The following is a 22,593-nucleotide window of genomic DNA, read 5'->3' on the forward strand; positions in this document are numbered from 1 at the left end:
CCTCCCTGCTCTCATACTGCTGTTTCGTCTGTCTGTACCAGCATACCCCATTTCCGCTTCTATCCCTGCAAATTTTCCGTTCAGTTCCTTATAAATAAACTTCCCGGCAGATTCCGTCCTTCGCCAAACGCTAAGCAGGCGGGTTCTCCTATGCTCTTCTCTTTTTCATAAGCTTCCCGCTGCTTCCTGCACGGGGATGCCTCCGGCTCAAACAGCGTACGCTGTCCTGCTCTTTGGCGCCGGTTTTTATCCTCAGTGCTGATTCTGCGGAAAAGGACAACCGTTTTCCGCAATGCCTTCTGCCCGGCAGGGCTTTTTATTTCGTCGGAAATTTGACAAATTTCTGACGAAATAAAAAAATGCAAATTCTCTATAACAACCTGCATCGCTATGATAAATATAATACTATATCACCTGTCCTGTCGTCAATATGACTGATAATAATTTAACATTATTTTTTATTCACCACTTCATTAATTATCCGATATAAACCAATTATTCCGTTTTTACTCCCAACTCTGTAACTCTCTTCTGTTCTCTCCTGTCCCGCTAATTCTTCGTTAATCTTATTTTTTCCCGATTGAAACACTGTTCTTTTTTTAGTACAATAGGATTAGTCTGCAAAGACGCCGGAAGGGCATAATGATGACAGGGCATGATTAAGACAGCCTGTTCCGGTCAAAATAATTAGGAAAAGGAGCGACATTTTGTGGACAATCTACCTGGGCTACTGCTGATTCAGGCAGGGCTGATTCTTCTCAATGCATTTTTTGCCGCAACAGAGATTGCGGTCATCTCGCTGAACACGGCGAAGCTGAAAAAACAGCAGGAGGCAGGCGACCGTATGGCCGGACGCCTTTTGAAAATGGCAGAGGAGCCTGCTGGCTTTCTCTCCACCATCCAGATCGGAATTACGCTGGCAGGCTTCCTCGGAAGCGCCTTCGCGGCTGATAACTTCTCTGACCCCCTGACAGAGTGGATATACAGCGGACTGGGCTTTCAGACCCTTTCCCCGGCTGTGCTGAATACAGTTTCCGTCATTCTTATTACTCTGATTCTTTCCTACTTTACGCTGATTTTCGGAGAGCTGGTTCCAAAGCGCATCGCCATGCAGAAATCTTACGCTGTAGCAAAGTTTTCCTGCTCAGTGGTATCTGCCATCGCTTTTATGGCCCGTCCGGTAATCGCTTTTCTCGCGTTTTCCACCAATCTGGTGCTTCGTCTTCTCGGCATGAAAACGGAAGCCGAGGAGGAAGGCGTTACAGAAGAGGACATCCGCATGATGATTGACCTGGGAAAGGAAAAGGGTACTATTGCCGAAGATGAAAATGAGTGGATTCAGAATGTTTTTGATTTTCGTGACACCTCTATCCTGTCTGCCATGACCAGAGAATCTGATATAGTAAACCTGTTTGAGGACTCCTCCGAACAGGAAATTCTGAAAATCATCCGTGAGTCAGGACTTTCCAGACTTCCGGTTTACACAAAGGATCACGAGGACGTAAAGGGTATCCTCTATACAAGGGAGTACCTTTTAAACCTGACGGCCAAACAGCCAAAATCTCTTTCGCAGCTTCTCCACCAGGCTTATTTCGTTCCGGAGTCTATCCACGCAGATGACCTGTTCCGTGACATGCAGACGAAAAAAGTGCATATGGCCATTGTCGTGGACGAGTACGGAAACATCTCCGGTCTCATAACAATGGAAGATTTGCTGGAAGAAATTGTGGGAAGCATTTACGATGAATTTGACCGGGTGATCGATCCGGAGATTGAACGGATCAGCGAAAACCTGTGGAGATTCCCGGGGGACACCCTGATCGAAGATGTGGAGGAGCAGATGGATATTACGCTTCCCGACCAGGAAGAGTACGATACCATCGGCGGAATGGTCTTAAGCTGTCTTCACACGATTCCAAAAGACGGGACAACAGTGGATGTGGAGATAAACGGCCTGTCCCTCCACGCTGAAAAAATCGTGGGACGCAGAATCGAATCTGTTCTTGTTAAAAAGCTGGACACAGAGCAAAGCAGTTCTGCCCCCACAGGAGAGTCCGAAGAGCAGGACGAAAAGAAGGCGGGGAAAACTCCCGGAAAGCGGGGAACTGCCGCTGCCGGATAACGGACAGCGGGCAGATCGTATCCTCCCCTTCACACAGAATCTGGTCAGGTACATGACCCCCGCTCTTCGGCCAGACTGTCGGCAATCTGCCTAAGCGTCTGATCGGTTCCCACATTGCCGGGAAAGATAATGTAGGGCATACCCGGAAACCGGCTCTCCTTCCCGGTCAGCCACACGGGAACCCCAGGCGCCGCCTGTCCCAGAGCCAGAGCCTTCTTCACTCCAAGCCCTCTTGTCCCCACATCACTGGAGGTAATCCCGCCCTTTGCGATAATGTAGGAAGGGGAAACGGAAAGCTCCCGCACAACAGACGTGAGGGCCTCGGAAATGCGGACAGACAGATTCAGACTTTCCTCCCCCTCTTCTCTGCAGAGAACGCGGCGGCTGGTGTAGACGACTGCGTCTCTCCCCCATGAAATTGCCTGTTCCGCGCGTTTTCTGACCTCCTGTATCTCTTTTCTCAGCTCTCCGTCCCTGAGGGCCGCATCTGCCTGAAATTCGATGAAGCAGTAGGGATGGATGCTGTTTTCAAGCTCTGCAAGCTGTCTCGTAGTTCTCTCTACATGGGAGCCGGCTATTATCAGTCCTCCGCTCTTTGTTCCCTTTTTGAGCAGTTCCCTGCCTGTCAGAAATGGTTTTGCCTTTATGCCCGATATAGCTTTTACAAGGGAAGCACCGCTTCTGACGGTAAACCATTTTCCCTGCTTAACCGCCCGCCAGAAGGAAACGGAGAACCTCTCAAGCTGGGAATAGCAGACAGCATTTACGACAATTTTCTGCCCGTCTTTCGCTGATTTCAGAAGTTCATCCAGACGGCAGTCTTCTGTACCCGATTCCAGAAGCTGCGTACTGACAGAAATGCAGTTATCCCTTTTTACCCGACCGCCCGTCTTTTCCTCTATAAATTCTCTCAGATTGGAGGAGCGGTAGCCAAAGGTTCTGTCCCGGGCATACTCCGTCTTCGCCGCCTCTGTCCAGCTTCCGTTCTCCTCCACATAATGAATATCGTCCTTCGTGCAGCGCCCGCCTTCAAAGAAGGCCGGACACAGAATCTCTCCGTCTGTTTTCAGTCCCCCTTCCTCCAGAAACACCTGCTCCATAACTTCCGGCTCCAGGAGGTAGTGTCCGCGAAGTGTGGAATCTCCCCGCAGGATCACCAGAAACGGGATATTGGTTTCCCCGGACACGGCCAGCAGTCTGCGGGCAATGGTTCTGTGCACCTCCTCTGTCTGCTTTTTTCCAAAGCTTCTGGAATTGGTAAGGATATAGAACAGACAGCTGCTGTCTTTAAATGCCTCCCGGAGCGTGGAAATTTCCCAGTCGGTATAGACGTATACATCGTGAACCGTCTGAATTCCAGTAGGATCGTCGTCCAGGACTGCGATTTTAAAAGGCTGTTCATTTCTCTTGAAGGCCTCCATGCGCCATTCCTCCATTTCATCTGGCTGAAATTGCTACCTGAATGATTCATGTATTTTTATTGTTTTCGCATTTGCAAAAGTCCGTTTTTTGTCTTCTGCAGCCAATCAAAGCCTAGCCTTCCTTCACCCCGTAAATTTTCCTCTCCAGAACTCTCATATCATGTCCCGGCAGAATGAAATCACAGATTTTCTTTGTCTTTTCATAGCTTGCAAACCATTCTTTCAAATCTACATGGATGCCGGACGGCGACATTTTCTCATAGTTTTCATAGAGAGGATACGTATCGCTGGCAATCAGATAAACGCCTTCCTCTGTTTCTACCCGGACTCCCTGAATTCCCGGCGTGTGGCCCGGCAGAAGCGCGAGACTGATTCCGGGAGCCACTTCCATATCCCCATCCACCACTCTCATCTGCTGAAAGCCGGTGAACCAGCTGGGTTTTCCGTTTCTCGGATCGTAGCAGTATGGGACGCTGTCCGAGGGAAGGGGAGCCACTGCATACTGAAGCTCCCTTTTCTGCACATAGATCGGCACATCGGGGAACAGTTCCAGGTTGTAGCTGTGATCCCAGTGGAGATGCGTCAGGATAATGAAATCGATCTGTTCCGTTTCCACCCCCATTTTCTGCAGCTCTTCCTTCAGGAAGGTAGCCCTCTCCACCTTCCGGTGTGTCATGCCTTTGGCAAGCTCCGGGTTTGGGGGGCCCGCGTCAACGAGAACGGTCAGCCCGTCTCCCTCTACCAGATAGGATACAAGGGGCACATCAATTTTAACGCCCGGATCCTGTTTGTATGTAAACAGAGATTTGTCAAAGTCAATAAATACTCCATGAAAAATCGGTCTAATTGTATACATAATACTTTCCTTTCTTTTCTGTCATTTTCTCTGTGTTCCGGCATCTTAAATAAGCGCCAGGGATAAAAACGGAACAAAACTGATGATCAGCACATCTATCACAAGCACTACGAGGAATTTAAGCACATCCTTCATCATCTCTTCCAGCTTGATCCCCGCAATCTGGCAGGATAAGAACAGGTTGATCCCCACTGGCGGAGTGCAATAGCCGATGGCCAGATTCACAACCATAATAATTCCAAAGTGGATCAGATCGATTCCAAATGCCGTCGCAATCGGGGAAAGAAGAGGCGCCAGAATAATAATGGCAGGCCCTGCGTCGAAAAACATTCCCACAAAGAACAGAAGCACATTGACAATCAGAAGGAATATGACTCTGTTGTGGGCAAAGGTGGTAAACATCTGGGCCACCTGCTGGGGCACATTCAGACGTCCCATCAGCCATGCCAGAAGCCCCGCCGTCGCCACCAGAAACATGATTGTTGCCGTTGTAACAGCCGCGTTTCCTATCACTTCCGGAAGATCCTTCAGCTTTAAATCCTTATAGATAAATTTTCCCACCAGGAACGAATATCCGGCCGCCACTGCCGCAGCCTCTGTAGGCGTAAACAGGCCTGAGTAGACTCCCCCCAGGATAATGACCGGCATGAAAATGGCCCAGATTGCTTCTGTAAAGGCATGCATTTTCTCCTTGGCCGTGGCCTTTCTTTCGTTTCCTCTGTATCCTCTTTTTTTGCAGATCATGTAGGACAGCCCAATCAGCGATACACCCATCAGAATTCCAGGAAGGACTCCGGCCTTAAACATATCACCGATTGACACGCCTGTCGCCACCCCGTAGATAACCATGGGGATACTGGGCGGAATGATAACCCCCATCTGCCCAGAACAGGCCTGAACCGAGGCCGAGAAGCTCCGGCTGTATCCTTTCTGAATCATTGCGGGAATCAGGATAACGCCCACTGCTGTCACAGTGGCTGCGCTGGAGCCTGAAATAGCCGCGAAAAACATAGAGGTTATAATCACCACCATGGCCAGTCCGCCTGTCTTATGTCCCACAAAGGCATCAGCCAGATGAATCAGACGTTTTGAGATTCCTCCCGACTCCATCAAAGCTCCCGACAGTACGAAGAATGGAATTGCCATCAGAGGAAATGAATCAGAAGTCGTAAAAAGCCTCTGGGGCACTACGGTAAGCGGAAGATCGGTCAGAAACGCCAGAAAGCCAGCCGCAGCCATGCCGATTCCTGCTGCAATCGGAACTCCGAGAATAAACAAAACCAGCATTCCAACAAATAATATTCCAGCCATATATCACCCCTCCTTCCCCACAATATCTTCCGCTATCACCGCAAGGCTGTTTAAGAACATCAGCGCTCCTCCCACCGGCATGGCGCCATAGGGAACAGACATGGGCAGCAGCATAGCCGGCGATGTCTGATTTCCCACTGTTCCTAATATTTTGATGCCCTGCACAATAAGGAGAAGAAAGAATGCTGCCATCAGCAGGTTTACAAGAATCGAAAGCCCCTTGACTGCCTTCTCAGGAACATGTTCCCAGAGGATTTTGACTGACATTAAAAGATCATAGCGCACTGCATATCCTGTTCCCAGAAATACGATATAAATCATCACATATCTGGAAAACTCTTCTGACCAGGGAAGGGACATTTTCAGTCCCCTGTAAATCACCTGGATAATAATCACAAGGCTCATGGCAGTCAGAAGAGCAGCCAGAATTAATTTTACCGCTCTGTTGAGGTGATCCATAAAGCAAATATACGCTCTCACCCCTTCACCCCCTTCTCCTTACTCTGTTTCCTTAATTTTCTGAAGGATCTGTGCATACTCCGGATGGGCGTCATAAACGCTCTGAACGGCCTCCCGGAATCCATCCATATCAAGCTCTGATTCCGGAATTACCTCCATTCCGGCTTCTGCCGCCTCCTCTGCCATCTGCTTGTCAATATCACGGCAGAACTGAAGCTGGTAGCTTTCCGCCTCCTCTGCGCTCTCCTCCAGTATGGTCCTGACGTCTTCCGGAAGGCCGTCAAACTTCGCCTGATTCATAAGTGCTGCTGACGGGGCATAGAAATGGCTGGTCAGTGACATATATTTCTGAACCTCATTGTATTTACTGGGCAGAATCCAGGTCAGCGGCCCCTCCATCCCATCCACGGTTCCCTGCTGGAGGGCAGTATAAAGTTCTCCTGTTCCCATAGGAGTCGGGTCTGCTCCCAGTGCTGAAAAGGCTTCCATATGGATTTTATTTTCCATGGTTCTCACCTTCAGTCCCCTGATATCTTCCGGCGATTTCACCGGGCGGATATTGTTGCAGAAATGTCTGAAACCGTTTACGCCCCAGGATAAGAATTTTACTCCCACTTTTTCCTCTACCAGCTCTTTAAACTTTTCACAGTACTGGTACATGTGGTTGTCTTCGCTGGCCGGCGCTGAATTTGCCAGCACCAGAACGGTTGTATCTGTCCCCGATGCATCTGCCGCTGCATTTCCGGAAGCAGAATCCGTTCCCTGGCTTTTGCATCCTGTCAAAACTGTTCCCATCATTCCAACTACCAGAAGTCCCGCAAAAAAACGCTTCATTTTGTATCCTCCCCTGTTTTTTCTGTTATTTCTATGAATTTTCCAAAAATCGTCTTTACTTCCCTTCTGCCACCACAAACTGCGGCTTTCTGCCTGACAGCACGTCATCCACTGCCTTTGCCGCCGTCACGGCCATACGCTCCATGGCCTCTTTTGTGAGCGCCGCATTGTGGGGCGATAAAATCACATTTTCCAGCTGAAACAGTCCGCTGTCCTTTTTTGGCGGCTCCTTCTCAAAGACGTCGAGGGCTGCTCCGGCAATCACCCCCTGACTCAGCGCACCGATCAGCTCCTTTTCCTTTACAAGTTCCCCCCCTCGCTGCGTTGATCAGCCAGGCGGTGCCCTTCATTCTTTTAAACTGTTCCATCCCAAACATGCCTCTCGTTTCCTCTGTGGACGGCATATGGATACTGACAAAATCTGAGACTTCCAGAAGCTCCTCCAGAGTTTCTGTCATTCTGGCCCCTTTTGCCTCCTTCACATAGGGATCATAGGCCGCAATCTCCATACCCAGTCCGTCTCCCGCTTTTTGGGCCACCAGTCTTCCGATTCTTCCAAATCCCGCAATTCCCAGAACCTTTCCGGACAGCTCCATCGTGGGTCTCTGGTTTCTCACAGCAAAATTTCCGCTCCTGACCGCCCGGTCCATAACGGGCAGGTTCTTCCCACAGGCAAGAAGCAGGGCGATGCAGTGTTCTGCCACGCGTTTCCATTGGAAACGGGATCAAAGGTCACCCAGATTCCCGCCTGCTTCGCCGCCTCAATATCTATGTTGTCGTATCCGGCCCCGTGCCTGGCGATTACCCGAAGGCCCGGCTCTGCCTCTATCACACGCTTCCCAAAGGCTCCCAGCCTTGCAATGATGGCGCTGCACCCTCTTACGTCCTCTGCAATCAGTTCCTCAGAAATTCCCCGCCCCATTTTCAGCTCATAGCCTCTCTCCAGCAGGTAATCTCTTCCCGGCTTTGCAATATCCTGGGGAAGCAATACTTTCTGTTTCATGGCACCCCCTCCTTTTCTCTGGGCCTGTTTTGAGTTTTCCGGCTCTTAATTCTGTTTTTCAGGAAGTTCTGCCTGAAGTCCCCAGGTCTTTTTCAGTTCCAGAAGCTCCTCATACGTCTTAACCGGAACCGGTATTCCGTTCTCCCTGCGTTCCTTTTCCTTCCTGTATTCCAGCTCTCCCGGAAGAAGCATCTCGGCCCCCTCCTCCCACATGGGAGTTTCCTTGATCCTTCGGAAGTACTCTCCCATCCGCTGTTTCATCTGCTCCCGGTCAATCACCGCATCAATATCAACTGCGACAAAAAAGTGACCTGTCAGGCTTGGTTCCGTGGGCTGAGCGTACATGCTCTTCATCTGATGGGAGAACACTCCTCCTGTGACAACACCGGACAGAATATCCACCACATAGGCAAGTCCCAGTCCCTTGTAGCCTCCCACGGGGAGCAGAAAGCCCTTAAAGGCTTTTTCCGGATCATCGGTAGGTCTGCCCTCCTCATCCGTGGCCCAGTCCATGGGAATTTTTTCCCCTCTCTTGATCGCCAGAGTCAGTTTCCCCCCGGCCACCTTCGAGAGCGCCATATCCAGACAGAAAGGAAAGTCCCCATAGGTGGGAATTGCGACGGCTATGGGATTGTTCCCTGTCACCGGCCTTGAAGCCCCCGGCGCCGTCACAAGGGGAAGCACATTGGTCATGGCAATTCCCGCCATGCCTTCCTTCGCAGCCATCCTGGCATAAACCGCTCCGGCGCCGAAGTGGTTGCTGTTCCTCACCCCAACCGCGGCAATATGATATTTTTTCGCCAGTTCCATGGCTCTCTCCATGGCCCGCTTCCCGGCGATAAATCCCGCCCCTGCGTCTGCATCCAGAACCTCAAAGGCGCCCTCGCCGGATACCTTTCTCACATTCGGCCTCACATTGATTGCCCCGTTTCTCATTCTCTCGAAATAGGCCGGAACCCTCATGCAGCCGTGGGAAGAAATTCCCCACAAATCAGTTTGTACGAGAGCCTCTGCGTGAAACTGTGCATCCCCTCTCTCCATGCCGGCCTTCTCGAACAGCTCCCTTACAAAGGATTCAAGATATCCGGCCTCCACCCTTACCTCATGCTTCACTTTCCAATCTGCCCTCCCTCTCATCAGCTTCTCCCTCTGCGTACTCTCCATCCTCTGTTTCATTTCTGTCACCGCTCCGGGTACTCTTTCCTGAATTTCTGGACATTTTCCAGGGCCAGTTTTCCAAGACTTGTGGTATCTGACATGACCACCACATAGGTGTATCCCCTCTCATAGAGCTTTTTCGCCGCCTCAAAGTCTCCTGCCACCGTTCCCAGGAATTTGTCTGAGGCGAGAACCGTTCTCTCAATCTTCCCGATCGCCTCCTGTACCTCCGGATGCTTCGGATTACAGAAGTGACCCATGGAAGTGGCCAGGTCCATAGGACCGATAAAAATACCGTCCAGCCCGCTGACCTTGACAATCTCTCCGATATTTTCTGCCGCCTCCGGCGTCTCCATTGCCGTCATGACCACAATCTGCTCGTTGGCATTCTCGAGATAATGATTTCCATTCATCCCGTATCCCCCTGCCCTGGGGCTTGGGGCAATCCCCCGGATCCCCTCAAGCGGATATTTGCAGGCCTTAACTGCCTCTTCTGCCTCCTGTCTTGTACTGACATAGGGAATCAGAATTCCGTAAAGTCCTGCGTCCAGCATCCTCTTGATAGCTACCGGATCATTCCATGGAGCCCTGGCAAAGGGGGCCACGTCGAACTTGGCGATGGCCTGCAGCTGGGAGATCAGCGTCAGAATATCTCCCGGCCCGTGTTCCATGTCAACCATCAGGAAATCAAATCCAGCTTTTCCCAGAACCTCTGCCGTGATGGGGCTTCCCGCCTGAAGCCAGGCCCCCACGGTTCTCTTGCGCTCTTTTAGGAGCCATTTTACCTTATTGTAGAAAATTTCATTTTGTCTGAGCATACCGTTTCTCCTTTTGTCTCCGTTTTCTCTGATGTTTATATATAAAGCAGACAGTATGCCATTTTTTGTTGCTTTTGTACTGTTTTCCTCCTTTTTTCTAATATTATTTAGTAATATAACCTATTTTTTTGTCTGAATGCGGTGTTTTTTCGTCTTCAGAACCCCGGCTCCGGCTGCCTCCGCATTCTGGTCTGGCTGGAAATCTCGGTTTCAGGTTCTTTTTTACATTATTTTTTTCTGTTTTTTTCGATATTGATTGTTTTATACGGGGATTTTCACTGCTTCTCTTTCTCCATATTACTTTTTAAAACATTTTGTTTTAAAATATTGAATCTAAATGTTTTATCAGACACTATCTGTTGCATTTCGCTGAACAGAACGCTATACTGAAGATACAGGATATGTTTAAGCCTCTGCTCAGAGTCCGTCCGCGAAAGGAGAAGCCTATGATTCGCTTTGCCCTGGCAGTTCCCTGCCACAATTTTATCAGCGATGCCTTTGAAATTTTTAAACAGCACAATGAGATGGGAAGAGCCTATGATCTGGAAGATTATTCCATGGAAGAGGTGATTGTCACAGAAGAAACGGTGGGAATGGTGAAAATTGACGCAGATGTGATAATTACCAGAGGACTTCTGGCTGAAATACTGAAGAGCATTCAGGGAGATATACCGGTTGTGGAGATCGCCGTTCCGGCCACCGACACTCTCCGGGTGGTACTCAAGTGCATCGAAGCCTTTCACGCCCGCAAGGTAGGCATTATCGCCTCACACAACATGGTCATGGGGGCTGCGGAGATTCAGGATTTTCTCGATATTCCGTTAGAAACCTATATTCTGACACAGGACTGGAACGGCCCCAAGCTGGTCGATCAGGCGGTCAGGGAGGGGTGTGACGCCATCGTAGGCGGTGTGAACACCTGCAGCTATGCCTCCAGCATCAATGTACCAAATCTGTTTATTCCCACCGGCCACGATTCCTTCTGGCAGGGGATCACGGCAGCCAAGCGCGCTGCCGCCATCAGCCGGACAGAGCAGGAGAAGACAAGCCGCATCCACGTTCTTCTGAACGCCTCCAAGGAAGGGCTTTTATCCATCGACAGCCTCAGATACATCCGCATGGTCAACCATTCTGCCAGAAAGATCCTGCACATCTCAGAGTCCATCACAGGGATGAAGGTCATGGATGCCCCCTTTCCCCGGGAATTTAAAAAGCTGCTGCTGGAGGATACGGCCTGCACCAACGAAATTTTTAAATACGGCGATATGATGCTCAATGTCACCAAATACCCCGTCATGGTCCAAAACTCCAATATGGGTATTGTGGTGAGCTTCCAGAACATCAGCGACATTATGGATCTGGAAAATGACATCCGGCGAAAGATTCACAGCAAGGGACATGTGGCCAAGGCCCATTTTGACGATATTGTCGGAGAGTCCCCGGCGATCCGCTCCACCATCCAGACTGCGCAGAAATACAGCCGCACAGATTCCAATATTCTTCTGATCGGCCAGAGCGGGACGGGCAAGGAGCTGTTCGCCCAGAGTATCCACAATCACAGCATGCGAAAAGACGGCCCCTTTGTGGCTGTCAACTGCGCTGCCATACCGGAAAATCTGCTTGAAAGTGAGCTGTTCGGCTACACTGCCGGCGCCTTTACAGGAGCGCAGAAGGGCGGAAAGCCCGGCTACTTTGAGCTGGCACACAACGGCACTCTCTTCCTCGACGAGATCGGAGAGATTCCTCTCAAATTTCAGGCGAAGCTGCTGCGGGCTATCCAGGAGCGGGAGATTATGAGGCTTGGAAGCGACCGCACGATTTCTGTGAATATCCGCATCATAGCCGCCACCAACCGGAATCTGGAACAGCTGGTGAGAGAGGGGGAATTCCGGGAGGATCTCTTTTACCGGCTGGATGTGCTGCGCATTGAGATCCCCTTTCTGGAAAACAGAAGGGAGGATATTCCCCTTCTGGCCCGGGGATGGCTCCTGAAACATGCCCCCGGCACGGAGCTGTCCGACGATGCCTGCCGCCTCTTGTCCCAGGCTGAATGGAACGGGAACATCCGGCAGCTTTTCAATATCTGTGAACGCCTCTCCGTCCTCTGCAGCGGAAGCCTTATCGCCGGGAAGGATGTGAGAAATGTGCTGCCAACGCTCCCGCAGGAGCCAGGTTCCCCCGCTCTTCCCCTTCCGGCTGAGCCTTCCCTCCCGCCGGCTGCCCCATTCAGATCTGCAGAAGAAGACAGCCCCAAAGACAGTGAGCGGGAGACCATCCTGAAAGCCCTGGAAATATGCCGCTACAGCCGCTCCAGAGCTGCCGCCCTTCTGGGAATCAGCCGTTCCACTCTGTGGAGGAAAATGAAAGAATTCAATCTTTAAATTTCTGTAAAAAAAGCAGGCAGCACACTGAATCATGCAGTATGCTGCCTGCTTTTTTTCGCGATCGTTTTTCCCTGTCAATCTTTTCAAAAAAGACCGCAGACGCCTTTTCCGCGTTCTTTCCCTCTATCCTCCATAAACTCTGTCACCGGTCTGCTATCAGAAATCAGAGGCCGGACCTGCTGGCCCGCTCTGCTGGCCGGAGTCTGAAGGCGCTGCCTGTTCTGTACTCTGAGCGGTATCTCCTGCGGCACTGTCTGCCGGAACCTCTGTGCAGGCTCCGCTGCCGTCGGCCTGATACTTCACGCCATTTCTGTCCAGGATTGTGTTCACCGCCATGGCACCGGATTCATTCAGATAGTACAGCGCTCCGTCCACCTCAATCCAGCCCGTCTGCATTTGGCCCTCAGAGTTCAGATAATACCAGGTTTCACCTGATTTCTTCCAGCCTGTCGCCATACGCCCGTCGCTGTTAAGATAATACCAGGTTCCGTCAAGCTGCTGCCAGCCCGTCACCATGCGCCCGTCTGTTCCGAGATAGTACCGGCCTCCGTCAATATCCTGCCAGCCCGTCGCCATGCGCCCGTCTGTTCCGAGATAATACCGGCCTCCGTCAATGTCCTGCCAGCCCGCTGCCATGCGCCCGTCTGTTCCAAGATAATACCGGCTTCCGTCAATATCCTGCCAGCCTGAAAGCATGGCTCCCGAACTGTTCAGATAATAGCGTGCCCCTTCGATATCCTGCCAGCCTGTAAGCATAGCCCCGGAACCGTTCAGATAGTAGCGGGACCCGCCGATGTCCTGCCAGCCTGTGAGCATCCGTCCCTCGCCGTCCAGATAATACCAGCTCTCTCCCACCTGCTGCCAGTCTGTCCTTCTCTTTCCGTCTTCGCCCAGATAGTACCAGGTTCCGTCAAGTTGCTGCCAGCCCGTCTGCATGGCACCGGAAGCGTTCAGATAATAGCGCGCTCCGTCGATATCCTGCCAGCCTGAAAGCATGGCTCCCGAGGAGTTCAGATAATAGCGCTTTCCGTCGATGTCCTGCCAGCCTGTCTGCATATGGCCCTCGCTGTCCATATAGTACCAGGTTCCGCCCACATCCTGCCAGCCTGTGGTCATACGGCCGGAACTGTTAAAATAGTAATAGTTCTGGTCAAGCTCTCTCCAGCCTTCAGCCATCCTTCCGTCCGGCTCCTCCAGATAGTAGGTTCCGTCATGAAATTCCTGCCAGCCCTTGGCCGGGTTTCCCGAGCTGTTCATGTAATACCAGCCATTGCCATCGTGAATCCAGGCGTCCTTCTGCATCACATAATTCTGATAGTAATACCGGTTTTGGCCAATCTCTCTCCACGTGTCAGCCGGAATAACAGAGGAGTAATCCTTAAACTGGAAATCGATATCCACATTTCCGGCAATGCCGTTTACAGAGCCAGTGTTTGTGGCCTGCCAGATCGCCGGACTGTCATAAGTATACATCACATTGTACCGGGCAACCCACACATCATAATCGAGGGAATCCCTGTCAATTTTATTGTTCAGCCAGTACTCGTTGGCATAAACCATGGAATGATAGCCGGCATCCTCAATCTTTTTGCAGAACGCATTGATAATCTGGCTGACCTGCTCCGGTGGAAGTGTGCCCAGCGTTCCCGCATCCTCCGCATCGAAGGCAATCGGGTAGGAAATCGGATAGTCCTTCACCAAATCCAGAATAAAGTCAGCCTCCTGCTCAGCCATCTCCACGCTGGTGGCGTAGGAGTAGATATAGGCTCCCAGCTCCACACCGGCTGCATAGGCTGCGTCTGCATTTTTCCTGAAATTGGGATCTACCTCTCCCTTGTATCTGGTTCCCAGCATAACGAAATCCACATCGTCAGCAGCTACCTGGTTCCAGTCCACATCCTGCTGCCAGTGAGATACGTCAATTCCTCTTCGGAATACGCCTGTGATCGGGGAGCCGTCCGGCATCTCATACACATTTCCGGAGCGCTCCCAGGCAGCCGCATAAGCCGTCAGCGGCTGAAGCCACACAGAGGCTCCCAGAATCCCGGCCATCGTCAGAGCCGCGAAAGGTAATTTTTTCTTCATACGTTTCTTCTCCTTTGCAGGGCTTTATCGCTGGTAAAGCCCTGTTTCAAAATCTCAATCCTTAATATTTCAATCTTTAAAATCTCAATCCTTAAAATTTCAGTCTTCAAAATCCAGGCCTCTGTACCTCTGATTCTTCCTTCTGCTTTTTAAGGCATCTTCCCTTGCTTTGTTTCCGTCTTTGATCCGCTGCTGTATTTTCAGCCTGCTGCATGGCAGAATTTCTCCTGTCTCATCCTGCCATTTATGACCAATTTCGACAATTTGATACAGTAATAGTCTACCAGATCTGCCCCAGCACCCGTCAAGAGGAAAATCTTAAAATTTTCATAAAGGTTTTAACAGTTTCGTCATTTTTATTGCAGAAAAGTTACATTTTTATAAATTCCCGCTGTGGAAACTAAGAGTTAAATCTGCACGGACAGGCTCAGGCAGGCCGCTCCTGTTTCAGCCGCAGGCGGCCTGGAAAGCCCGGAATAATATCCGAAAGGGCGGTCCCGTCAGAAGCGGAAGAAAATTCGCAAAAAAACAGGGAAGTACGGAGCCTGAAACTGCCATACTTCCCTGTTTTCTACATTTGCCTCTCCCAGAAGGCGATGGCGCGGTTAATCCACCCTTCTGCTGTGGTTCCTTCTCCCAATCCAAAGCCGTGGTGGAGTCCCTCAAACACCTGGATTTCGGCGTCCGTACCCTGCTCTTTGATCCTGCTTATCCGGTCTTCCATAATGCGGTAAGATGCAATGCCGTCTCTGGTTCCCACACAGTTATAGGTCGGCGGCTCATTTCCGGTTACCTCAGACAGTCCCGTGTACTGCATAATCACGGCAGCCGGGCGGGGATACTCCTGTTCTCCGAAGCTTTGAGTTCCATAGGAGCCAAGCCACGCTGCCATTCTTGCGCCGGCAGAACCGCCCCACAGAGAGTAATCCGTCATATCAATCTCCAGTTCCTCTGCGTGATTATGGAGAAAAGCAATGGCGCGAGCCAGATCCTCACAGGCAGTCTGCGCACCGGGACGATAGATCAGCGCAAAGGCATTGTAGCCGTTTTTCGACAACTCCAGCGCATGAGGAAAACTGTCCTGCATGGCTCCTACATAGACAAAGCCTCCTCCCGCACTGCAGATTGCCGTCTTGCCGCCCGGCTCTCCGCGGAAGAAAAACAGGCCGGTATTTTCCTTTTTGAGATCCTGTGCTTTTTCCTCTTCCGTGTAGATGTCAAAAAAGATCTGACTGCCGGAGGCGGCCTGTTCTCCCAGATAATTTACAATCTCCACGGTCTTATCCGGATTACATCGTTGTACCAGGGGAGAATGCTTTCCACATGTTCCAAAGTCAGGTCATCCGGGATGGTCTGATCCACCGGAAAAATCAGCCGTCCATATTCTCCAAATACAGGGGACTGAATTACGTCCTGCACCTTTGTATTCCTGTCTGCAGAGGTAAATCCCGTATCCTCCCCTTCCGCTCCATCCGGTTCTCCAAAAGCCTCTGTCCCTGCGCTTTCCATGGAGGTCTCTGTCTGCCCGCTTGCTTCTCTGCTCTGGCCGGAAGAAACTGAGCCGCAGGCACACAGAGAAGCCGCCAGCACTGCGCCGATCATCAGAATCTTAAATTTTCTTCTTGTCTTCATGTTCCGCCCTCTCGCCTAAAATTAGTTCCGAAGTCCCTGAAGCCAGCTGCTCACTTCTTCTGCCACACTCTCAGTCTCCTCTGCCACAGTGCTTTGACTTATGGCAAAACCATCTGTGATAACCCGGGCATCCGGTTCTAATTCCTGAATGGTTTCCACAGTATCAGAAAGCCGGCTGCCATTATGAACATCAAAGGGAATGAGTGTTTTTCCCGAGAAATCATATTCATCAAAGAAGCTGTCCATCACCTGGGGAAGATCATACCACCACAGGGGATAGCCAATAAAAACCGTGTCATAATCATCCAGATTCTCAATGTGAGAGGTCAGTTCCGGCCTCACATCTTCTTCCTGCTCAGAAGAGGCATAGTCGATTAATTCATCAATATCTCCGGGATAATCCACCGACGTCTGAATCGAGAACAGATCTGCGCCGGTTGCTGCCTGCATTTGAGCTGTCTGACGTATCAGATGTGCAGGCTGTGAGCCCAAGTACCAGTAAGAGCGCTGCGGCAGCAGCTATTTTTCGCTTCAGCGTTTACTGCTTCCTTTCATTTTTACTTATTATCGATACCCTGTTATACCACCAGATTTACAGTCAAACCGGTAATAAAAGAAAATGCCATAACAAAAACAAGGTAAAGGACAAAGTTTTTCGCGCCCAGGACAATTTTTAACGCTCCGAGATTGGTAATCTTTGTAGATGGACCTGTAATCATAAATGCTGCGGCGCTCCCCATGCTCATCCCGTCGGCAAGCCACGCCTGCAAAAGAGGGATCATACCGCCTCCGCAGGCATATAACGGCACCCCTATCGTCGCCGCCATCAAAACGCCGAACGCTTCGTTCCCGCCAAAAAAGGCTGTCATGAAATCTTCCGGTACATAGCGCTGAAAAACTGCGGAAAGAAAAATACCAAAGAGAAAATACTGGCCGGTGGCCCGAATATTTCTCCCGATATTCTTTGCCAGCCGCAAAAACAGATTGGGATCGGTGTCATGACTGGGGGGCTCGTCAAAACCATCGAACTTAAAGAAGGCTTTCCCTCTGAAGAAGAGATGGAGCAGAAGGCCGGCAGCGATTCCGCAGAAGAAGCAGGATACAATCCGGACTATAAGGGCAGTGGTCCCAAGTGCCGTGCTGTAAACGATCAGCTGCGGATTCAGAAGAATGGAACACATCATGAAGGACGCCAGCCATTCATCGCGCATTCCGCTTCTGGAAAAGGAGGCAGCCAGAGGGATTGTCCCATACATGCAGAGAGGGGAGGCGATTCCCAGCAGACTGGCAGGCACAATTCCCGCAAGCCCCAGTCTGCTGGCTCCCATAGCCCGAAAAAAACCGTGAATTTTGTCCTTCAAAAAGACGGATACACAGGAGCCGAGGAAAATCCCCAGCACCCAGTATCCGAAAATCTGTCTGAACTGTATGTCAAAGTAATACCAGAGGTAGACAAATTCACGATGAAGAGACTCAATCATCAATATTTACCAGTCGGTAGCTTCTGCTTCCCAGGCCTATTTCCTCTCCGTGTTCCAGGACGTGAATGGCATTGCGGGACTCCATTCTCTCAATCAGGGAAGCGGTATCGTCTTTAGAAGCATAGACCAGATCTACGCACGCCTGGTCCAGGGCCACCGGATCGGCTGAGGCCAGTATTCCGATATCGTGCATATCCGGTTCTGCCGGATTTCCATTGCAGTCACAGTCCACCGACAGGTGATTCATGACGCTGATATAAAGAATATTTCCAGCCAGGGCATCCACCACGGATTTTCCAGCCTCGGCCATGCTCTCCGTAAAGGGATCCTGCTCACCGCCCCAGGGGCTGGTACGGCTCTCACCCGCTGTGTGGATCAGGCATTTTCCCTCCTGGGAGCCCAGCCCGATGGAAATATTTTTAATGGCTCCTCCAAAACCGGCCATAGCGTGACCCTTAAAGTGGGACAGAACCAGATAGCCGTCGTACTCCGGAAAATGGGCTCCCACCAGGTTTTCCGAAAGACGTGTCCCGCCCTCCACCGGAAGGCTCACAGAACCATTTTCATCCAGAACCACAAAATCGGCGATGGCGGTAAAACCGTGATCCTCCGCCACCTGGTAATGCATGGCGGTGCTGGCTCTCTGACCGCCGTAGGCTGTGTTATTTTCCACAATGGTTCCGTTCACCTGATGCACCAGATCTGCGATTAAATCCGGATCCAGGTAATTGCTGGCAGGCGGCTCACCCGTGGAGAGCTTCACTGCGATATGTTCTCCGGTGAGCCCCTCGCCAAGAGCTGCATAGGAATCCAGCATGGCCTGCGGGCTGATTTCTGAGGTATAGTAGACTGCCGATTCAGAATCTTCCGTCTGATGCTCCAGGGAAGAAAGTGCGATCGTCTCTCCGCCGTTGGTGATAATACTTTCCTCTCCGGCAGTTTTGGCTGCCGCAGTTTCAGCCTCGGATTCTGCTGAAATCTCCTGTACTGTTTCTGTCTGAGCTGAGCTGTTTTTCTGTGCGCTACTTCCACACCCGGACAGCAATGCAGAAATTACAGCCACTCCCATAGTCCCGTATAAAAATCTGTTTCTCATTTTGCCTCCTTTTTCGAGTGCACACTGTCGTTTTGAATCCCCGGGGCGCGTATTACTTCAGCTTTCCGCCGTCCTGGAAGGCATTTCCTACCCGTTCCCCAAGCCTGTAATATCCATGATGTACTGTGTCGTAGGTAATCGGGAAGAAGAGATCCAGGCTGATTTCTCCATCTTCTCCAAGTACCCTCTCATCTACACTGACATTTTTGATCCGGCCCAGGTATTTGCTTCCACCGATCACATCCACCAGTTCACATTCCAGCGTAACCGGAAGTTCATTGATGATCGGCGCATTGACAAACTCACTTTTTGTGGTGGTGAATCCTGCTTTTTCCATTTTGTTGGGTTCAGTACTGCCGGACACAATTCCCACATAATCGCAGGCCACCACATGCTCTGCATCTGCCGCGCTCACCGTAAAGGCCTTTGTTTTCATCAGATTCTCTGTAGTTTTGTGATGAGAAAGATCAATCATAATCTCATCTGCGCCCACAATGCCGCCCCATGCAGCATTCATGGCATTTGCTTTTCCGTTTTCATCATAGGTTCCGATAATCAGAACCGGCTGTGGAAATAAAAATGGTTTTGCTCCGAAATTTTTTCTTGCTGACATAATGTTCTCCTCCTGCATATTATCAGATTATTTTAAACGCCGTATCTTAAGGCTCCGTCTGTTTGGCCGCTTGTAAGAGAGCAGAAGGACCTCTGCCAGGCGGTGTCCGGTATAGGCCCTTCTGAAAGTATTTTTCGTCCGCCAGCGGCTGCAGATATGAATGAATTGCAGATTAATTTAATCCTCTCTCTGCCAGCCAGCTTTCTATATGTTCCGCGATCTCCTGATTATTCATCTCCTGGAACATAAAATGGCTGTTTCCGGTAATGCCCTCCTTAGGCAAATCTACAACGGTGCAGTCACCGCCGTCTGCATTATATGCCTCGGCAAATTCAAATGCAGCGTCTTTTACGTCTTTCCAGAAACCGGTTGACTGGATATCCTGCGGGCCATTATCAATATAGTCTCCAAGATAAATGACAATCGGAATCTTCGCATCCAGAAGCTTCTGATAGGTTTCAGAACCGATTTCCGGCGTTCCGCCCGGCTCGATGGCAACAATCGCAGAGACATGCTCCATTGGCGTAGACCAGCCAACTCTGCCGCCCTGGGAATGAGTAATGTAGATGGCCTTGTCTCCTGTCATCTCATACACATCATTCATCACTTCCCCTAAAGCTGCGGCATCTACTGCCTCATCGTAAGAACCCGTATTGGGTGTCATCTGACGGAAAAACTGATTCTGAGCTTCCTCTCCCTCCGGGAACTGAGAGCCCTCATACCGCTCCGGCGCAACCCGGCCGATTCTGAAGTGGGTGTACCACGCCTGGTCGCCCGGCATGTATTCCTTGGAATCCTCTGACCAGGTATCGATATTATCCGCAGTCATGGCCGCTGTGGAACCTGCCTCACCGCGTCTTGGCTGGTCTACCAGAAAAGCGCTGTGACCGTTTTTCAGGAAAATATCTGACCATCCCTCTCTTCCATCAGGAGTGGTCATCCACCCCATCCTGGACTGTCCATATCCATGAAGGTAGACAATCGGATTTCCGTTGCCATTGGCCGGAATCTGATAGAGCACATTGGCGTGGTCCACATGAGCCGTATTTCCCGCTCTTGTTAAGTCCAGCCAGTTGGTTGTCTCATCAAACTCCCCTTCCACCGGCTCTGTCACAGTACCTCCGGAGGAGAACATACCCTGCCTGGCGATCACCAGCGCTCCTTCCGGAACGGCTGCCATCTCCTCTGAAGTATCTTCCTCTCCGTCTGCAGCCCTGGCATCCGTCTCTGCCGCTGTTTCTTCTGCAGCCGCTGTTGCCGCAGCCGTCGCAGCCGTGGTGCCGCTATTGGCGCAGCCAGTCATGAGCATCATTGCCGCCATAACAGCCGCCATCCGTTTCCATCCCTGTTTTCTCATCGTCAGCTGAAACCTCCTCGTTAGAATTCATTTCTATCACTTTACAGCCGCCTTCGGCTTAAAGCCATGGGGGAAGCCTTTCCTCCCCCTGCTTTTTTCACTTCCCTGCTTTTTCGCTTATTGCTCATTTTTATGGAATAAACGCTGCTCTCCTTCTACTCGTGAATCTTCATCCCGCAGAGCATTTTCACAAAAGCCGGATTATCATGGTTTACAATCTCGCTGTGCCCCAGATCTTTGGAGGCGATCTGTTCCATCTCCTCATCGGTCAGCTGGAAATCCCAGATATCGATATTCTGCTCCATCCGCTCCACATGTACCGACTTAGGGATAATGGAAACACCGCGCTGAGCATTCCAGCGAAGCACTACCTGAGCTGCGCTCTTGCCATATTTCTCCCCGATCTTTGTAAGCTCCGGGTCTGTGAAGATTCCATGCTTTCCTTCAGCTAAGGGGCCCCATGCCTGAGGAATCACCCCATATGCCTTCATATTTTCCAGAGCTTCTTTCTGGACAAAGAAGGGGTGGAGTTCCACCTGATTAACCGCCGGAATCACCTCCACATTCTCGCAGAGATTGGCAAGGATGGCCGGATAGAAGTTTGCCACGCCGATGGCCTTTGTCAGGCCGTCCTTATAGGCTTTTTCGATTCCGCGGTAAGCGGCAAAGTAATCTCCCATAGGCTGGTGAAGCAAAATAAGATCCACATAAGACATATTTAACTTTGCCAGGGAAGCCTTAACAGCCTCGTAAGCAGTCTCCTCTGTTTTCTGGTCCTGAACCCATACCTTGGTGGTGATAAACAGCTCCTCTCTTGTAACGAGACCATCCGCGATGGCTCTGGCCACTCCTTTTCCAACCGCCTCTTCGTTCATATAGGCGGCAGCGGTGTCCAGAAGGTGATAGCCCGTTTTGACTGCATTGTATATAACCTCCTCACACTGGGCTGCGTCGGGAATCTGGAATACGCCAAAGCCCTCCAAAGGCATCTTTGCTCCTGTGTTCAGTGTTAAAAATTCCATGTTCATTTCCTCCTATTCATTTCCTGATTCATTTGGTTGTTGGCGTCAATAATCTCGCAGATACTGATATTTTCATTGCGGTATCTGGCTTTCGGATTCTTTTCCGGCATGGTCAGATGGATGGCCGCCATGGGGCAGGCATGGATGCAGGCCATGCAGCTGATGCAGCCCGCTGGCTCCCAGATGCTTTTCTGTCCCTCCAGATGAAAACATCCCTTTGGACATACCTTCTGGCAGATTCCGCATCCGATGCACTCGTCTGTAATCTGATACATATGGGAGAGGGCATCAGGCGGTGTTTTTGCGGCAAAATCAAGATAGGCCTGGTGTATGGCCCGATCTTTCTCTGTCACAGGGGAAATAAGGTGTATTTTCTCTGCAATGTCCTTTTTGATCCGTCCCAGCTGCACATCCACCTGTTTGTCAGTCATCCGCTCCTCATCCATATCAAAGGCAGGCAGGAAATTATCGACCATCAGAATCACATTGATATAAGCAGGCTGAATACCCTGGGTCCGGACAAATTTCTCTGCCAGCTCGGAAGCGCCTCCGTGAAGACAGCCATAGGTGAGCAAAATATAGAAATACTCTGTCTCAAAGCGGGAAGCCTTCAAAAACTCCTTTACCAGCTCCGGCATTTCATGGCCGAATACCGGACACACGATTCCTATCCTCTCTGCCCGGTAGACCTTTTCACTGTCATGGACTGCCTGGGCAATGCTGACCGGACGGGGTTCCAGCTGCTTGGCCACATAAAGACTGTTTCCAGTTGCGGTAAAGTAGAAAACCATATTGCCTTGTATCCCTCCGTTCTGAATTGATTTGCAGGAGAATCTGCTTCATGCTATAATTACAGTTAATCATTTAAAAACGTGTCTTGAAGTTTTTTCTCTTTTCACACAGATAATAGTCTTTTAATAGGAAAAAGTACAATGCCAATG

At 50.7% G+C, this 22,593-nt stretch carries 22 protein-coding genes; 2 read left to right on the forward strand and 20 right to left on the reverse strand.

Annotated features, from left to right (window positions below; all coding sequences use genetic code 11):
• The first annotated feature begins 709 nt into the window (after nt 1-709).
• On the forward strand, nt 710-2,122 hold the full coding sequence (locus LK436_RS14385; RefSeq protein WP_008394834.1) for a hemolysin family protein: 1,413 nt from the start codon (nt 710-712) through the stop codon (nt 2,120-2,122).
• A gap of 44 nt (nt 2,123-2,166) precedes the next feature.
• Here the strand turns inward: LK436_RS14385 and LK436_RS14390 are convergent, their stop codons facing one another.
• The 10 genes from LK436_RS14390 to LK436_RS14430 all read right to left on the reverse strand — a co-directional run bounded on the left by LK436_RS14390 (nt 2,167) and on the right by LK436_RS14430 (nt 9,982).
• Nucleotides 2,167-3,543, reverse strand: coding sequence for a four-carbon acid sugar kinase family protein (locus LK436_RS14390; RefSeq protein WP_015573647.1), 1,377 nt, complete (start codon nt 3,541-3,543; stop codon nt 2,167-2,169).
• Between the two features lie 112 nt (nt 3,544-3,655).
• Nucleotides 3,656-4,399: an N-acyl homoserine lactonase family protein gene (locus tag LK436_RS14395; protein WP_008394831.1), complete on the reverse strand. Its 744-nt coding sequence runs from the start codon at nt 4,397-4,399 to the stop codon at nt 3,656-3,658.
• Between the two features lie 45 nt (nt 4,400-4,444).
• Entirely contained in the window at nt 4,445-5,710 is a 1,266-nt protein-coding gene (locus tag LK436_RS14400; protein WP_008394829.1) for a TRAP transporter large permease, read from the reverse strand.
• A gap of 3 nt (nt 5,711-5,713) precedes the next feature.
• Nucleotides 5,714-6,190 (reverse strand): TRAP transporter small permease, encoded by a 477-nt coding sequence (locus LK436_RS14405; RefSeq protein ID WP_021965893.1) that lies wholly within the window; start codon nt 6,188-6,190, stop codon nt 5,714-5,716.
• Between the two features lie 18 nt (nt 6,191-6,208).
• Nucleotides 6,209-7,003, reverse strand: a complete 795-nt coding sequence (gene dctP, locus LK436_RS14410) for a TRAP transporter substrate-binding protein DctP (protein ID WP_008394826.1) — start codon at nt 7,001-7,003, stop codon at nt 6,209-6,211.
• 55 nt (nt 7,004-7,058) lie between these two features.
• The gene (locus tag LK436_RS18380; protein ID WP_008394825.1) at nt 7,059-7,268 is read right to left on the reverse strand and encodes an NAD(P)-dependent oxidoreductase; all 210 of its coding nucleotides are present in this window, start codon (nt 7,266-7,268) and stop codon (nt 7,059-7,061) included.
• Nucleotides 7,237-7,653 carry an NAD(P)-dependent oxidoreductase gene (locus tag LK436_RS18385; RefSeq protein WP_198006609.1) on the reverse strand — a complete coding sequence of 139 codons (417 nt, stop codon included), beginning with the start codon at nt 7,651-7,653 and terminating at the stop codon, nt 7,237-7,239. Before LK436_RS18385 ends, LK436_RS18380 begins: the two co-directional genes overlap by 32 nt.
• Nucleotides 7,617-8,006: a D-3-phosphoglycerate dehydrogenase gene (locus tag LK436_RS14420; RefSeq protein WP_008394822.1), complete on the reverse strand. Its 390-nt coding sequence runs from the start codon at nt 8,004-8,006 to the stop codon at nt 7,617-7,619. The genes LK436_RS18385 and LK436_RS14420 overlap by 37 nt, the downstream gene beginning before the upstream one ends.
• Before the next feature lie 45 nt (nt 8,007-8,051).
• Nucleotides 8,052-9,182, reverse strand: coding sequence for an Ldh family oxidoreductase (locus tag LK436_RS14425; protein ID WP_008394821.1), 1,131 nt, complete (start codon nt 9,180-9,182; stop codon nt 8,052-8,054).
• 5 nt (nt 9,183-9,187) lie between these two features.
• Nucleotides 9,188-9,982, reverse strand: coding sequence for an HpcH/HpaI aldolase family protein (locus LK436_RS14430; RefSeq protein WP_008394820.1), 795 nt, complete (start codon nt 9,980-9,982; stop codon nt 9,188-9,190).
• A gap of 446 nt (nt 9,983-10,428) precedes the next feature.
• Between LK436_RS14430 and LK436_RS14435 the strand changes: the two genes are divergently transcribed.
• Nucleotides 10,429-12,363 (forward strand): sigma 54-interacting transcriptional regulator, encoded by a 1,935-nt coding sequence (locus LK436_RS14435; RefSeq protein ID WP_044930298.1) that lies wholly within the window; start codon nt 10,429-10,431, stop codon nt 12,361-12,363.
• Between the two features lie 159 nt (nt 12,364-12,522).
• On the opposite strand, the gene LK436_RS14440 is transcribed toward LK436_RS14435, so the two are convergent.
• From LK436_RS14440 to LK436_RS14480, 10 genes are all read right to left on the reverse strand, one after another.
• Entirely contained in the window at nt 12,523-14,451 is a 1,929-nt protein-coding gene (locus LK436_RS14440; RefSeq protein WP_008394816.1) for a GH25 family lysozyme, read from the reverse strand.
• 571 nt (nt 14,452-15,022) lie between these two features.
• Complete coding sequence (locus LK436_RS14445) at nt 15,023-15,727, reverse strand: alpha/beta hydrolase (RefSeq protein WP_008394815.1); 705 nt, start codon at nt 15,725-15,727, stop codon at nt 15,023-15,025.
• Nucleotides 15,715-16,083: a hypothetical protein gene (locus tag LK436_RS18450; protein ID WP_008394814.1), complete on the reverse strand. Its 369-nt coding sequence runs from the start codon at nt 16,081-16,083 to the stop codon at nt 15,715-15,717. Before LK436_RS18450 ends, LK436_RS14445 begins: the two co-directional genes overlap by 13 nt.
• Before the next feature lie 21 nt (nt 16,084-16,104).
• On the reverse strand, nt 16,105-16,533 hold the full coding sequence (locus LK436_RS14450) for a flavodoxin (protein WP_008394813.1): 429 nt from the start codon (nt 16,531-16,533) through the stop codon (nt 16,105-16,107).
• Nucleotides 16,534-16,661: 128 nt separating this feature from the next.
• On the reverse strand, nt 16,662-17,564 hold the full coding sequence (locus tag LK436_RS14455) for a permease (RefSeq protein ID WP_008394812.1): 903 nt from the start codon (nt 17,562-17,564) through the stop codon (nt 16,662-16,664).
• The gene (locus tag LK436_RS14460; RefSeq protein ID WP_147594709.1) at nt 17,557-18,660 is read right to left on the reverse strand and encodes a DUF362 domain-containing protein; all 1,104 of its coding nucleotides are present in this window, start codon (nt 18,658-18,660) and stop codon (nt 17,557-17,559) included. The genes LK436_RS14455 and LK436_RS14460 overlap by 8 nt, the downstream gene beginning before the upstream one ends.
• Nucleotides 18,661-18,712: 52 nt before the next feature.
• Entirely contained in the window at nt 18,713-19,273 is a 561-nt protein-coding gene (locus LK436_RS14465) for a flavin reductase family protein (RefSeq protein ID WP_021965450.1), read from the reverse strand.
• 172 nt (nt 19,274-19,445) lie between these two features.
• Nucleotides 19,446-20,630 carry an alpha/beta hydrolase gene (locus LK436_RS14470; RefSeq protein ID WP_008394809.1) on the reverse strand — a complete coding sequence of 395 codons (1,185 nt, stop codon included), beginning with the start codon at nt 20,628-20,630 and terminating at the stop codon, nt 19,446-19,448.
• Between the two features lie 155 nt (nt 20,631-20,785).
• A complete protein-coding gene (locus LK436_RS14475) occupies nt 20,786-21,658 on the reverse strand; it encodes an aldo/keto reductase (protein WP_008394808.1) in 873 nt (290 codons plus the stop codon).
• Nucleotides 21,655-22,443, reverse strand: a complete 789-nt coding sequence (locus LK436_RS14480) for an EFR1 family ferrodoxin (RefSeq protein WP_008394807.1) — start codon at nt 22,441-22,443, stop codon at nt 21,655-21,657. The genes LK436_RS14475 and LK436_RS14480 overlap by 4 nt, the downstream gene beginning before the upstream one ends.
• Nucleotides 22,444-22,593 lie beyond the last annotated feature (150 nt).

Source organism: Clostridium sp. M62/1, assembly GCF_020736365.1.
Lineage (GTDB): Bacteria > Bacillota > Clostridia > Lachnospirales > Lachnospiraceae > Otoolea > Otoolea saccharolyticum_A.